The sequence below is a fragment of the Kangiella sp. genome, assembly GCF_048265365.1.
Taxonomy (GTDB): Bacteria; Pseudomonadota; Gammaproteobacteria; order Enterobacterales; family Kangiellaceae; genus Kangiella.
This window is the reverse complement of sequence record NZ_JBLXBT010000002.1, coordinates 62,838-77,240: the sequence shown is the minus strand read 5'-3', so window position 1 is coordinate 77,240 and position 14,403 is coordinate 62,838. Positions and strand designations below refer to the sequence as shown.

Sequence of the window (14,403 nt, the reverse complement as noted above, 5' to 3'; positions counted from 1 at the left end):
GGTGATCTGCTCTTTATTGTTCGTAAAATAATCACTTGTAATAAAATTACTTCGAAATTAGGATGTTATGAAGGAGCACATTGAGCAATGCTTGTTTAAAACATCAATTGAATCAAAGGAGTGATGGAATGAAAAAGTTATCTAAATTCTTACTGGTAGTTGTACTTTCGGCTGCCTCATTGACAACATCCGCTATTGAACAGCAACGGGCTCAGAACTGGTGCTGGGCTGCATCTGTGCAAGATGTTATGGCTCAAGCCGGTTTATATCAAACACAAGAACAGATTGCAGCTCGTTTAGATGGTTGGCCAACTGATAGACCTGCTCACATTCAAGAAGTTGTGATGTTATTAAGGTCATATGGTTTTCGTGCATGGAGTGCGGGTAGACCGGGGTCACCACAGGAACTTTATGATTCATTAAATGATGGTTGGAAGTTAATAGCTTTTGCGCGGCCTTCGAATGGTCCGGTTGGGCATTTTATTGTTTTGCAAGGAGTGCATCCTAGAACCGGTGGCATCATTGTATCGGACCCATGGACAGGCTACACCTATGTTAATTCTTTACAAGAATTGTACCAAGGTTGGCGTTGGGGTGATTCAGTAGTTGTTGGTACTCCTCTCTAGTTACCTAAATTACTATAATATCGTTACTGTATAGAAAGCCTTTTGAAATAAGGATGTTACAATTGAATTCGTATAATAAAAGGTTAGTTTCTCTCGGTATTAAAAGAGTTAATGGTGGGAGTTAATGGGGTCAGAGTTAATTAAAAGCAATTCCCATTATTTCCTTATATAAAGTTTCAAGGAGAATTTAGTGATTAGATTATTTGTCCTGTTGACTGTCTTGCTATGCGCACCGAGCTTGTATGCGCAGGAAGATTCAACGCCTTCGACCTTCCATCGGTTGCTAATTTTCAACGATAGCAATGAAATGTTAGTGGTGAAGATTAAGGACAGAGACCTTTGGGTCACTCCGGGTTGGTATCAGGATCAGGACTCGACAATCAGTGAGGGATTAACAAATCTAGCGCACAGCTATGCTCTTAAAATCAACAATCCACAACTTCGGGGCGTTTTCATTCTTAGAATGGGCTCAGAACAGAAGATTTCCACCCGATTGATCCATTCTGCTGAAGCTCTAAATGAAAACTACAAACTTCCCGACGGTATCGACCAGGTAAAATGGTTACCAGTAGATCAGGCGCTTGAGGTGATTAACCTTCCTCATATCCAGTATCAGATAAAGCAGATAACGGAGTACCGCGAAACAGTCTGGGGTGGAACGCAGCAAATGCACTGGGAAGGGGGAGTAAATAAGTTTGAGGTGGTTGAAGGTTTCTATCCGCTCTTTTCTACAAGCAATGGTGGTGATTCAAAGTAAAGCTCTGGAAGTGCGTAAATTTTAATAGAATAAGAGAAGAGAGAATTAATGAAGCTCCATCGAATTTGTTATTTAGTCATCGCGATATTTCTATCAGCCTGCCAAGCACATTTATCTTCTGAGGATAATGATGTCGCTGTGGATTCAATACAACACCTTCCTGCGTTGCAGGGTGATTATTTTGAGTTTCAGTCTGAGGTTTTAGAGCGTCCTTTGCATATTTATGTGCGTCTACCGCAGGGTTATGATGATAACTCTACTGATTATCCCATAGTTTATTTGCTAGATGGCGATTCATTGTTTCCGATTCTGGCATCGAACCATTTGTTCCTGACTTATGATGATAAGCTTCCTGAAGCGATTATTGTGGGGATTGCCTATGGATCCTTTGATCCTGCTATTAATAAACGTGGCTACGACTTTACTCCGAACTCACCCGACGCCAAAGAAGGGGAAGGTGGGGCGGCGAACTTTCATCATTTTTTGCAAAATGAGTTGATTCCTGATGTCGAGAGTCGCTTCCGTGCTGATCCGACTAAGCGAGTGCTTTTCGGTCAAAGTTACGGTGGAACAATGGTGCTTTATTCCGCTTTTACTGAGCCCGATTTATTCTGGGGGCGAATTGCTAGCAATCCCCACTTCAATGCCGGGCGCGATCTGTTTTTCTCTGCGGGTGAACCAGCTAGTCGGACAGACTTGGGGTTAGTGGTGACTAGTGGTTCTATTGACCGTCAAAATTTAAGGCAATCCGCGTTTGAATGGCTTGATTATGTAGAAGCGCAGAAGTCTTTGCCGTGGGCTGTTAAAGTGATTAGCATTGAAGGTGGTACCCATGCCGCAAACAGTACCGATAGTTACCGCGAAGGTATGAACTGGTTGTTTAAGAGTTATAGGTAATTAAAGTATAAATTTTAGGTTATGCACAAACTGTGTGAACATGGTTGATAGAGAGTTAGTATGAGATATCTAATTGTTATTATATTATCCGTAAGTATTTTTGGATGTATATCGATAGAAGGTAAACATAATGAAATGGTATCTGATCCCTCTTATGGGGTTATATTGGTGAAAGCTGATAATCAAAACGCTGCATTATCAGCCCAAATCCAAGTAGAAAATATTAATACAGGTGAGAAGGTTGTATTGCGCGACATGATCCGTGAGGGAAACCGCGGAAATCCTGTAGTATTTAAATTAACTCCCGGACTTTATCGTCTTTCAAGATATAAGTTGTATACAAATTTGAGGCCTAGTCTAAAGCACATAAATTATTTCTTTTCTGTAGAAGCACAACAAATTAATTATGTTGGTGATTGGACATTTAAAGAATTTTGGCAGAATGGTGACTTGGACGTAGATTTTTCAGTTGAATATCATCCCGAAACGGTGAATAAAGCAAAAGATACTTTTAAAATCATCTTAAACAAATGGCCTTTAGCCCCACACTAAACTCAAAGAAACTCTGTCACAACCTGAACGTATTGAGTTTTAGTAACATTTTAGCTCTATCGGTGCGTCACGACGCACCCTACTGTACATTGGGGGGTAACCCATTTTATGGCAACATACTTCTAGTCAGTTAACTTTCTAATTGCTAGAATCTTGCTAACTTATTGGATTCACCGCTTCTGGCGGTTTTTTTATGGTTCGATTTTTAAACAGTCGATTATTTAAATTCTTATTTGTGATTGCCTGTTTGGCAATTTTTACAATGTCGTTGATGCCGGGTAAGCAGCTGCCGAAAGGCTTGCCGTGGGATAAGGCGCTGCATTTTATTGGTTATGCAGGATTGGCGTTTTTGGCGCGGATGGGCTCGAAGAAACACCCAAGCTGGCAGATAATCATCGGTTGTATTCTTTTTTCGCTTCTTATTGAGTTTTTGCAGCAGTTCATTCCGAATCGTGGCTTTGAGTGGATGGATTTAATGGCTAACTCACTCGGTGTTCTGACTGGCGTTGTGGTTGGATATTTGCTCAAGCCTTATCTGGTCAAGGACTAAAGGGCCGCATCTCTCCAGTGTTATAACCTTTGGGCACTCTTACCATGCCTCATTACCTTGAATTCCCTGTAATGGCTCGTAAATCGGGAAATTGGCCGATTTTTTACTTGAGATAGCCTGCCGATCCAAGTATCTTTAGCGCCTTATAACTCATACATTGCGACTACTTGTAGGAGATTCCGCAGATGCGCATTATTTTGCTTGGCGCGCCAGGTGCTGGTAAAGGTACACAGGCTCAATTCATTAAAGAAAAGTATAATATTCCTCAGATTTCTACCGGGGATATGTTACGTGCGGCGGTTAAAGCCGGTACTGAGCTTGGTATACAGGCCAAACAAAAGATGGATGCTGGTGAGTTGGTGTCGGACGACATTATCATTGGTATCGTCAAAGAGCGTGTGAAAGAAGCCGATTGTGCCAATGGTTACTTGCTTGACGGCTTCCCGCGTACTATCCCTCAGGCTGACGCTATGCGTGAGAACAATATCAATGTGGACTATGTTGTTGAAATAGACGTTGACCATGAAGAGATTGTTAAGCGTTTAAGCGGTCGTCGTGTCCATCCTGCTTCAGGCCGTGTTTACCATGTGACTTACAATCCGCCTAAAGAGGCCGGCAAAGATGATGTCAGTGGCGAGCCTTTGATTCAGCGTGATGATGATAAAGAAGATACTATCCGTCGTCGTTTAGCGGTTTATGTTGAACAGACTAAGCCTTTGATAGAGTATTATTCTGACTGGGCTGAAAAAGATGCGGATGCTGCGCCAGAATACGTTAGAGTTGAAGGTGTGGGTTCTGTTGAAGATATTCGTGACGCAATCTTCACGGGATTGGAATCATAATCCCGAGCACCTTTAGTTTTATCGAATAAGAGAGGCTGTTTTTGAAAAAACAAGGAGTTCTCCTCTGTAATCTAGGAACGCCGGACGAGCCAACTCCTAAAGCAGTTCGGCGCTATCTTGCTGAGTTTCTTCATGATTACCGTGTGGTGTCACTAACCCGCTGGGTCTGGTGTCTAATACTACACGGTATTATTTTGCGTATTCGTCCTGCCAGAGTCGCCAAACTCTATAAATCTATCTGGACGCGCGAAGGCTCGCCATTGCTGGCGATTACTCAACGCCAGCGCAAGAAGCTACAGATCATGATGAATAACCGCTTCGTTGATCAGGAATATGGCAAACATATTCCGGTTGAAATCGCGATGGCTTATGGTAACCCTTCAATTCCGAAAGCGTTAAAAGCGCTAAAGAACCAAGGCTGCGAGCGTATTATCGTGTTACCGCTTTATCCTCAATACAGTTCTGCCTCAACGGCTTCAATTTTTGATCGAGTTGCTAAAGCCATGAAAAAGGAATTCTTTGTTCCTGAGTTTTCTTTCGTTGGCGACTATCACGATGACCCGCTTTATATCAAAGCACTTGCTGATTCCATTAAGCGCCACTGGAGCAATCAAGGTAAAGCAGACAAGTTGCTTTTTTCCTATCACGGTGTGCCAGAGCGTTTCAGTAAAGGCGGTGATCCTTATGAGCAGCAATGCCATAAAACCACTGAGTTAGTTGTTAAGGAACTGGGTTTGCAAGAGGGCGATTATCTGACTTCATTCCAATCACGTTTTGGGAAAGAAGAATGGATTAAACCGTACACTGATGCAACTTTGGAAAGCTGGGGTAAAGAGGGCGTTGAATCGGTGCAAGTTGTTTGCCCAGCCTTTAGCGCCGATTGTCTCGAAACACTTGAGGAAATTGCTGAAGAAAACAAAGAAGTCTTTGTTGAAAGTGGCGGCAAGCGTTACGATTATATTCCTGCTTTGAATGATGATGATGCTCACATCGAAATGATGCTCACATTACTTGAACAGCGTTTGCTCAAGTAGCTGTTGCATAAGTATCCTTGAGTAATGGCATCACTAGCATCTTTAGAAGAACTTTTTTCTGCTGATGGCCTGTTGGCCGATTATTTCGAAGGCTTTGTCCGACGTTCCGAGCAGGAACAGATGGCACAGTCGATTGAGTCGGCCATTAAAGAAGAAGCCTCGATCTGTATTGAAGCGGGCACCGGAACTGGTAAAACTTTTGCTTATCTCGTTCCTGCCTTAAAAAGCTGGTACGAACAAGACAGTAAAATTATTGTGTCTACCGGTACCAAAAACCTGCAAGACCAACTTTATTTCCGCGACCTTCCTGATATCTGTAAAGCGCTTTCTATCTCTCCAAAAATTGCCTTGCTCAAAGGGCGAAACAATTATTTATGCCAATACAGACTGCAACAGAGTCTGGAAAGTGGGCGTTTCCAAAGCCGCTCCATGGTCGATACTTTAAGCCGAGTTAATGAATGGTCGGTAAAAACTGCCAGTGGTGATTTGACGCAGTGCACTGATCTTGCTGACAATGATCCGTTGTGGTCTTACGTGACTTCGACTAATGAAAATTGCCTTGGCGCTGAGTGTCCGGATTATGCGGAATGTTTTGTTGCCAAGGCTCGCCAGCGAGCGGTTACTGCCGATGTGGTAGTGGTGAATCATCATCTATTGTTGGCGGATATGGTGCTCAAAGAAGACGGCTTCGGTGAGTTGTTGCCCGATGCCGATATCGTGGTGGTTGATGAAGGACATCAATTAGCAGACATTGCACACAGTTTTTATGGTCGCCGTTTAACCAGTCGACAATTGATGGAGATTTGTCGCGATACCGAGCTTGAAGCATTAACCAATGCCAAAGATGACCGTCAACTGTCAGTGGCGGTACGACGGGTTGAAGGTGCGGTCAATGAGATTCGATTAAGTCTTGGCGAGTCTGGGCAAAAGAAGAACTGGCAGCAGATTGTTAACCCTCAGCGTAAACAATTACTGGCTGAACTGAAAAAAGAATTAGGTGCATTGCACAGTCGTTTAGAACGTCACGCTTCGCGCTCCAAAGGTCTGGATTCATGCCATAAACGCGCAGAAGAATGCTTGCATACGCTGGCTTTCTTTAGCGATAAGGATCAGGAGCTTACTGCTGTGCGTTGGGTGGAAACGTACCGTCAAGGTTTTGCCATGATGGAAACGCCGCTCGATGTATCAAAAGCCTTTGCGCAAAGTTGTCGCGAGCAGTCGACGCGTAGTTGGGTTTTTACTTCGGCAACCATTACCCAGGCAAGCAGCAAAGGCACTAGCGATTTTAAACACTTCAAAGAACGCTTGGGACTGGAAGAGGCTCGTGAGCTTGAGCTACCAAGCCCTTTTGATTACGCGTCGCAAGCGATCCTGCATATCCCACGCGGACTTGCTGATCCGCGGTCCAAAGACTTTATCAACAGTTGGCAAAAAGCGGTGTTACCAATTGTTGAGACAAATCCCGGTGGTACCTTCGTGTTGTTCACCAGTTATTCCGCCATGCATCAGGTGCAGGAGCTCTGGAAAGATAAGCTGTTGGATAAAACGGTATTGATGCAGGGCGAGAAGCCGAAGAATCAGCTGATCGAACATTTTCGTGAAGAAGGCAATGCGGTACTGTTGGCAACCTCCAGTTTTTGGGAAGGAGTCGATGTTAAGGGTTTGGCGTTAAGTTGCGTGATTATTGATAAATTACCCTTTGCTGCGCCGGATGAACCACTTATTGAAGCGAAGATTCAGGCAATGCGTAAGTCGGGCAAGAATCCGTTTTTTGACCTGCAAATTCCTGAAGCCATTATCGCCTTAAAGCAGGGCGCGGGACGCTTGATTCGTGACCAAACCGATCGTGGTGTCCTGGTGTTGTGCGATCCTCGTTTGATAGCCAACGCTTATGGCAAACGATTCCTGCGTAGCTTGCCGCCAATGCGGCGTACGCGCGAACAAAAGACTGTGATAGAATTTCTGCAAAACCTAACTCAAGATTAATCCATATACATGTCCAATATTCTTGTCATTGATACTTCTACTGAAGCCTGTTCGGTTGCCTTGCAAGTTGGCGATGCGGTTTATACCGACTATAAAGTTGCGCCTCGTCAGCATGGTGAGCTGGTGTTGCCAATGGTTGATGCGCTATTACAACAGGCTAAAATCAAACTGGCGGATCTGGATGTGATCGGCTATGGGCAGGGCCCCGGTGCTTTTACCGGTTTACGGATTTGCATCAGTATTGTGCAGGGTCTTGCATATGGAGCGGGAGTGCCTGTCGTTGGTGTTTCCAGCTTACAGGCAATGGCACAAGCTGCTTATCAGAGTACAAATGAGGAGCATATCTTGAGTGCCATTGATGCACGCATGGGCGAAGTTTACTGGGGTGTCTATCAACTGCAGGATGGATTGATGATGCGAGTGGGGCAGGAAGAAGTTGCTGAACCAGAAACTGTCACCATTGATCAGCTTGATTCGTCTATTATCTATAGAGCAGTTGGAAGCGGTTGGCAGACTTATCCCGATCAACTGGCGCAGCGCAGTAGTGTATCGCTAGTGATTGAGGGAGAAGTTTCTTTTCCGAGCGCGAAACACATGTTGCCATGGGTCGCTCAACAGCTTGCTGATGGCTTAGCGTTGGATGCTGAGCAGGCACAACCGGTTTATTTGCGCAACAATGTAGCTAAGAAAGTTGCTGAGCAAGGCAGCTAAGTAGGGTCAACTGAGTTGAATCCTTAAAATTCAGGAAGCGTTCATAGACTTTGTGTTACATATAAAGCAATATAGTTTAAGTGCTTGATTTTAATTGCCTGTCTGGAATTCAATCAGGCCTAATAAAGGGAGGCATTTAATGCGACATTATTTAAAATTTCTTTCAATCAGCGCCATAGCTGGTTTATTAGCGGCTTGTGCTAATGTTCCTGAATCGGTTGAGTTTGAAGAACAGAGCGTCGATTTTACTCAGGTGGCACAAAGCCCAGCAAGTTACACTGGTCAGGAGGTTCGCTGGGGCGGCATTGTTGCTCGGGTTGAGAATCTGGAAAAAGATACCCTGATAGAAGTCGTGAATTTACCACTCGATCGCCAGGCTAGACCTGTTCAGGATAGCCAAACAGGTGGTCGTTTTATTGCCCGAGTCCCTGGTTTCCTGGACCCTATGATTTATCAGAAGGGTAAAGAAATTACCCTGGTTGGTATGCTAGGGGAGCCTATGCCGGGCAAAGTAGGCAAGCACGAAATTAATTTCCCCGTAGTAGATACTAGAAGCCATTATTTGTGGAAAGAACGTCCAAGACGTGAGTATGTCGAAGTTTATTCGATGTGGGATCCTTACTGGTTCTATCATCGTCCTTATCACTGGCCTTACTATTATCGCTACCGTGTGATTCGTGACTACGAGCCTCGAGTGAATCCAAATTTAAAGAATCAGCCGAATGATCCGCCGATGCCAAAGCAACGGATTGAGCAACGCAGTCCGGAGCCTGAAGTAAGGGTTCAACCAACATCTAGCCCAAGGCCTGCCAGTAAGCCGAGAGTAAGTCCCAAGTTAGGTGATGGGTTTATTAAGCAGAAGTAACGACAATATAATAAAATTGATAATACCGTTCGCATGAGATTGTGAACGGTATTATTTTATCTGTAGAGGGGAGCATTGGTGGGTTACGCAGGAATGCCGGGTCTGCCCTCCTGGGTAAACCCATTCTATAAAAACTTCGAACATCGCCGTATAACGGGTTTATTACTTAGATGCTTCTGCAAACGCAATGGTCTGCTTTGAACGATGGATAAAGCGGCCCAGTAACAGGATTGCGGCAACGGTTAACCCAAATAGAATGCCTATCCAGAAACCTTTAACTTTAAGGTCCATATAATCCGCCATGTATATCCCAATCGGGAAGCCAATCAACCAATAGGCAATGGCCATGTAAACGGTTGGTATCTTGGTATCCTTCATGCCGCGCAGTGCTCCGGCGCTATTAACTTGCAAGCCATCTGAGAACTGGAATATGGCGGCCAAGAAAATCAAGGATGCTGATATTTCTATGATTGCCTGGTCGTCGGTGTAGACGCCCACTAATTGGTAGCGGAATAACAGCATAATAGCTACCGAGACCGCTTGGAAAAACAGGCTGGTTCCAATGCCGCAGAAGCCTGATAAACGCATCTGGCGATAATCTTGTCTGCCCATCCAGTAGCCAACACGTGCGGTAATCGCTATGGAAAGCCCCCAGGGCACCATGAAAGCGACGGTGGCAATGTTCATGGCTATCTGGTGCGCACCGGTTAAATCAACGCCATAGCGAGCAACCAGGATGCCGATCATGCCAAACATGCTGACTTCCATCAGCAGTCCCAACGACATTGGAGTGCCAATGGAGAAAAACTCTTTAATCAGTTTCCAGGTAGGCAAGCGAACTTTCTTGAAAATGTTCAGGCTAGCAAAAGAAGGATTACGCCAGGTAAAGAATAATAAGAACAGAAAGAGTAATGTCCAGACCACACTGGTGGCATAGCCAACACCAACAGCACCCATTGCCGGTACACCTAACCCACCATAAATAAACCAGGTGTTAAAAAGTAGGTTGAATGGAATCACCATGAAGGAGCAGAACATTACGATTTTGGTTGAAAACAAACCTTCATTACCAGAGCGCAGCGCAATAAATAAAAATGCAAAGACGCAACCCCAGCTTAATGCTTTCAGGTAGCCACTGGTGGTTTCGACAATCGCATCTTCGACACCGAGCAAATAAAGAATCGGATCAACGTTACGTAACAGGATAAAGGTAATGATGCCGAAAATGACCGCCAGAAACATGCCCATCTGGAAGGTCTTGCCAATACTGTCCATTTTCCCCTGGCCATTAAAGTGCGCCACCATAGGGTTGATGGCCATCATCAGTCCCATAAACAGAGAGAAGATAATCATGAAGGTGTTGAAACCGGTTCCGACCGCGGCCAGTGCATTACTGCTGTAATTACCCGCCATCAGGGTATCAATAACCCCCAGCGACATTTGCGCCAGCTGGGCCAGGATTGCAGGTATAGCGATACGAATGATCGCGCTGGTTTCATGGCGAATATCTTGCCAGCTGTGGCTATCGCTATTCTTTTTTGAATCTACCATGAAGAACCTTTTTATGATTGGAAGTTATTAATACTTATGCCCGAGGCACAGTCAATTATATATCGAATGATGCAGGCTTTAGCGCACCTAAGGCTACCGCAAAACTTAGGAATATGTGAGCAACTTGATCATCTAAAGCGTTTAACTCATCTGCTGAACAGGCAAAGGTTAGATTCAACTGTTCAACAATAGGTTTAAGGCTGGTGTGCATTACTTGCCATTCGCCATTGATGAATAACCAAAGTTCGTCGTTTTTCGCGAAATAAGTCATGCGTGCAAGCGGCTCAGCTTTAACGCCTTCTTGCAGGGCCAGATCGATCCAGTCCTTGAGTTCGTCATCAGAAGGTACTTCTAACATCTCAGGGTATTTTAGCTCGGTGACTTCTTTACCAAAAGCCATCAGATAATCATCCGATGTCCAAAGCTGTTTCAGCTGCTGTTCCGCCCACAGGCTCATGTCGGGTGTTAATTCGCCATTAGCTGACTGTCGAGTGAGACGATCTTCATCACTCCAAAGCCGATCTAAATCGGTCTGTGGTAGCTGTAGCAGCTTTTGCACAATACCACCAATACTGGGTGCTCGAAAACCTACCGAATAGCAAGTGCTGTCACCAATAGATTCGCCCCAGTGTGGTGTGTTGGGAGGTATGTAGAGCAAGTCACCTGGGTTGACGATGACATCCATATCCGCATCGAAAGGCTCAATTTGAGCAATCTGCGGGTGCGGACAGAAAATGACGGTTGCTTGATCTTTGTGACCCACTCGCCAGCGACGTTGTCCGTCACCCTGAATCAAAAAAACATCGTACTTGTCTAAATGTGGGCCAACGCCACCACCATTGGTAGCAAAAGACACCATTACATCATCCAGCCGCCAGCGCGGGATGAAGCTACAGGCTTTAATTAAGTCGCATAGTGGCGGGTGAAAATAATCCAGCGACTGAACCAGCAAAGTCCAGTTCTCATCACCTAGCTCAACATACTTGGACTCATCAATGGGGCCATGTTCCAGCTGCCAGCTATCTCCATTTTTCTCCATCAGACGCGACTCGATTTCATCCTCTAAGCTATAACCAGCTAATTCTTCTGCGGAAATCAGCGCATCTTCGCCAGATACCTGCGCAGAAGAAAACGCCCCTCGGATTAACAAGGGGCGTTTTTGCCAATATTCCTTCAGGAATTGCTCAGGACTGATGTCGCCGAGAATGCTTGTCATAGCTTTTCCATTTGTATCGAATCAAGTCGCTTTAGATGTTTTTCGCCTGACTGATCGCATTACCGATATAAGTCGCCGGCGTTAATTGCTTCAGGCGCTCTTTTTCGTCTTCTGGTAGTTCCAGAGAGTCGATGAAGGCTTGCATCCCCTCACGTGTTACACGCTTACCACGAGTCAGCTCTTTCAATTTTTCGTAGGGGTTAGGGATACCGTAACGGCGCATAACCGTTTGGATGGGCTCTGCCAACAATTCCCAATTGCCATCGAGTTCATTAAGTAACGCTTGCTCGTTCACTTCAAGTTTCGAAATGCCCTTTAGCGTTGCTTGATAGGCGATCACGCTATGCGCATAGCCCACGCCTAAAACACGTTGTACGGTAGAGTCTGATAAGTCACGTTGCCAGCGAGAAATAGGCAACTTCATCGCCAGGTGATCGAATAAGGCATTGGCGATACCCAGGTTACCTTCAGAGTTTTCAAAATCAATCGGGTTAACCTTGTGTGGCATAGTAGATGAGCCAATTTCGCCAGCAACAGTTTTTTGTTTGAAGTGGCCCAGTGCAATGTAACCCCATACGTCACGGTCAAAATCGATGATCACTGTGTTAAAGCGCGCAATAGCGTCAAATAACTCCGCCATGTAATCGTGTGGCTCGATTTGAGTGGTGTAAGGATTCCAGGTTAAACCTAAAGAGGTTACAAACTTCTGAGCGAAGGATTGCCAGTCAAATTCAGGATAGGCAGAGAGGTGCGCATTGTAGTTACCCACGGCACCATTAATTTTACCAAGAATTTCCTGGTTCTGAATTTGCTTTAATTGACGTTCTAAACGATAGACCACATTAGCCATTTCCTTGCCCATAGTTGAAGGCGAAGCTGGCTGACCGTGGGTGCGGGCCATCATTGGAATTTCTGCAAACTGAGCTGCCAGGCTGCGAATAGACTGGCATACCTCTTGTTGGTATTTGGCGAGAGATTCTGTGCCTTCTTTGAGCATCAAGGCATAAGACAGGTTGTTGATGTCTTCAGAAGTACAGGCAAAGTGAATGAACTCACTAACATTCTCGAGCTCATCACTGTGACGGATTTTTTCTTTCAGGAAATACTCAACCGCTTTCACGTCATGGTTGGTGGTGCGCTCGATTTCCTTGATTTTTTCAGCATCACTCTCAGCAAAGAATTCAACGATACTGTCTAACAACTGATTGGCTTCGTCAGAAAAAGCAGGAACTTCTTTAATAGCGTCTGCTTTAGAAAGCGCCTGTAGCCAGCGAACTTCAACCGTAACACGGTATTTTAATAAGCCAAACTCACTAAAAATGCTACGTAAATCAGTGACTTTTGAGCCATAACGGCCATCGACAGGTGAAATTGCGGTAAGAGCTGAAAGTTGCATGAAATGTTTCCCGTTACTGGTTTTCAAACTATAAGAAAAACTATCTGAATAGCGTGGCTCTCGTTTTAGGCCCTGTTACAAAAATATAACCGGCTGGAGTCACCACTTAGCCTATGAATCAAAGGCATTTTTCGAAACGCGGATCATACCGCAACTGGCGCTTTTTGGCATCTATAAAACTGGGTATGAGATATTTTGATGGGCTAATGCGACAATTCTTTACAAAAATATGGGAAAGATCGGTTTTAATCTGTCAGCTTTTTTGTCATTATCCGCGCCATTAGATTTTTATAGCTTTATATAGCTAAGAGCTGAGTACGGTCACGATGAGTAAGTTTTTGATAGTTATAAGCATATTGGTGTTTTCACTGACAGGATGTAGTGACGGGCAATCAGTAAGTGGTGAAGGTAAGTCGACCAATAGTCAAATCAGAGAATTGATTCAGCAAATGGAGTGGGTAGAAAATGCGAATGTTGAAATTTTGGTAAAACAAAAGCTGAAAGCACCTCGCCGATTCTTAGCCGTTGAAGCCGATGGTGAAATCTTAATCCCTGGTCTCCCCAAAGATGTGTGCGAATTAGTTGTTGATAATGGTGACTATGAAATATTGCCCGGTATGTCTGAAATTGTTTATAACTCACGGCATGCTGAACTTAGAGTGAAGACACGTAATTTTGCTGCTATCTATAACAAGAAATTAATAAGCTTAATCAAATCGAATACTTAACCTATTGATTGTAAAAAAAGCCAGCGTTTCGCTGGCTTTTTTGTGTTTGAGTACTATGTAGTTTATCGGGTTTCCAAATTTAAGATATCGATAATTTCTCGAGAATTTTCTAAGACTCGTATGATTTTGCCCTCAACTTCAATGATTTCGCTACCTTCTGGGGTATATGGCAGTTGCCTTTTCAAGTCCACAGGTAGAGGCTGTCCGTAGCGGTAGACATCTTCAGAGAGCACTTCGCCGCGCTGTAACTTCTTTTCCCAGCCGGGAGGAAGTTCACCGGTTCTTTCGTATTTCTTTTGCAATCCTTTGGGCAAGGTTTTTTTCTTGCCGTCCCTATCATGTTCTCGATCATAATCACGGTAATAATCACGAATAACTTGAATCTCGTCTTCGTGGAACCTGCCGTCACGAGCTGCTTGTGGGGCAATTTGCTCTGCACGGTCGGCTTGCTCGCTTTTTGGCGCTCTGTCCATAGCGTAACTATTTGAAAATGTGAAAGTCAGCCCTAAAGCTGCCATAGTGATAATTAATGGTGTTCGATTCATCTTGTAACTCCATTTAAAGGTATATGTGTACTTATAGCATAGGCCTATTGTAACCAACATACACTTTATTGGTGGCTTACTTTAGTTAAATAAGATATGGCTCACATTCTATAAAGCCTGTGTTATAATCGGCCACCTTTTGAGAGA

Annotated in this window: 15 protein-coding genes; 11 read left to right on the top strand and 4 right to left on the bottom strand. The window is 44.4% G+C overall.

Annotated features, from left to right (window positions below; translation table 11 throughout):
• Positions 1–128: 128 nt before the first annotated feature.
• From ACN0VI_RS09580 to ACN0VI_RS09535, 10 genes are all read left to right on the top strand, one after another.
• Entirely contained in the window at positions 129–626 is a 498-nt protein-coding gene (locus tag ACN0VI_RS09580; protein ID WP_417446630.1) for a papain-like cysteine protease family protein, read from the top strand.
• A 190-nt stretch (positions 627–816) separates the two neighbouring features.
• Positions 817–1,383: a hypothetical protein gene (locus ACN0VI_RS09575; RefSeq protein WP_417446629.1), complete on the top strand. Its 567-nt coding sequence runs from the start codon at positions 817–819 to the stop codon at positions 1,381–1,383.
• Positions 1,384–1,431: 48 nt separating this feature from the next.
• On the top strand, positions 1,432–2,280 hold the full coding sequence (locus ACN0VI_RS09570) for an alpha/beta hydrolase (protein WP_417446628.1): 849 nt from the start codon (positions 1,432–1,434) through the stop codon (positions 2,278–2,280).
• Positions 2,281–2,340: 60 nt separating this feature from the next.
• Positions 2,341–2,832, top strand: a complete 492-nt coding sequence (locus ACN0VI_RS09565; RefSeq protein WP_417446627.1) for a hypothetical protein — start codon at positions 2,341–2,343, stop codon at positions 2,830–2,832.
• Positions 2,833–3,025: 193 nt separating this feature from the next.
• Positions 3,026–3,382, top strand: a complete 357-nt coding sequence (locus ACN0VI_RS09560) for a VanZ family protein (protein ID WP_417446626.1) — start codon at positions 3,026–3,028, stop codon at positions 3,380–3,382.
• 185 nt (positions 3,383–3,567) lie between these two features.
• Positions 3,568–4,224, top strand: coding sequence for an adenylate kinase (gene adk, locus ACN0VI_RS09555; protein WP_417446625.1), 657 nt, complete (start codon positions 3,568–3,570; stop codon positions 4,222–4,224).
• A gap of 41 nt (positions 4,225–4,265) precedes the next feature.
• Positions 4,266–5,258: a ferrochelatase gene (hemH, locus tag ACN0VI_RS09550; protein ID WP_417446624.1), complete on the top strand. Its 993-nt coding sequence runs from the start codon at positions 4,266–4,268 to the stop codon at positions 5,256–5,258.
• A gap of 24 nt (positions 5,259–5,282) precedes the next feature.
• The gene (locus ACN0VI_RS09545) at positions 5,283–7,244 is read left to right on the top strand and encodes an ATP-dependent DNA helicase (RefSeq protein ID WP_417446623.1); all 1,962 of its coding nucleotides are present in this window, start codon (positions 5,283–5,285) and stop codon (positions 7,242–7,244) included.
• Between the two features lie 9 nt (positions 7,245–7,253).
• Entirely contained in the window at positions 7,254–7,955 is a 702-nt protein-coding gene (gene tsaB / locus ACN0VI_RS09540) for a tRNA (adenosine(37)-N6)-threonylcarbamoyltransferase complex dimerization subunit type 1 TsaB (protein ID WP_331890495.1), read from the top strand.
• A 139-nt stretch (positions 7,956–8,094) separates the two neighbouring features.
• Positions 8,095–8,820, top strand: coding sequence for a Slp family lipoprotein (locus ACN0VI_RS09535; RefSeq protein WP_331890497.1), 726 nt, complete (start codon positions 8,095–8,097; stop codon positions 8,818–8,820).
• Between the two features lie 162 nt (positions 8,821–8,982).
• Here the strand turns inward: ACN0VI_RS09535 and ACN0VI_RS09530 are convergent, their stop codons facing one another.
• Genes ACN0VI_RS09530 through purB form a run of 3 tightly spaced genes read right to left on the bottom strand, consistent with a single transcriptional unit; the run spans position 8,983 to position 12,983 of the window.
• Complete coding sequence (locus tag ACN0VI_RS09530; protein ID WP_417446622.1) at positions 8,983–10,371, bottom strand: MATE family efflux transporter; 1,389 nt, start codon at positions 10,369–10,371, stop codon at positions 8,983–8,985.
• Positions 10,372–10,426: 55 nt separating this feature from the next.
• A complete protein-coding gene (locus ACN0VI_RS09525; protein WP_417446621.1) occupies positions 10,427–11,587 on the bottom strand; it encodes a cupin domain-containing protein in 1,161 nt (386 codons plus the stop codon).
• Positions 11,588–11,618: 31 nt separating this feature from the next.
• Positions 11,619–12,983 carry an adenylosuccinate lyase gene (gene purB / locus ACN0VI_RS09520; protein WP_331890503.1) on the bottom strand — a complete coding sequence of 455 codons (1,365 nt, stop codon included), beginning with the start codon at positions 12,981–12,983 and terminating at the stop codon, positions 11,619–11,621.
• Between the two features lie 326 nt (positions 12,984–13,309).
• Between purB and ACN0VI_RS09515 the strand changes: the two genes are divergently transcribed.
• Positions 13,310–13,711, top strand: a complete 402-nt coding sequence (locus ACN0VI_RS09515; protein WP_331890505.1) for a hypothetical protein — start codon at positions 13,310–13,312, stop codon at positions 13,709–13,711.
• 62 nt (positions 13,712–13,773) lie between these two features.
• On the opposite strand, the gene ACN0VI_RS09510 is transcribed toward ACN0VI_RS09515, so the two are convergent.
• A complete protein-coding gene (locus ACN0VI_RS09510) occupies positions 13,774–14,256 on the bottom strand; it encodes a hypothetical protein (protein ID WP_417446620.1) in 483 nt (160 codons plus the stop codon).
• Between the last annotated feature and the right edge of the window lie 147 nt (positions 14,257–14,403).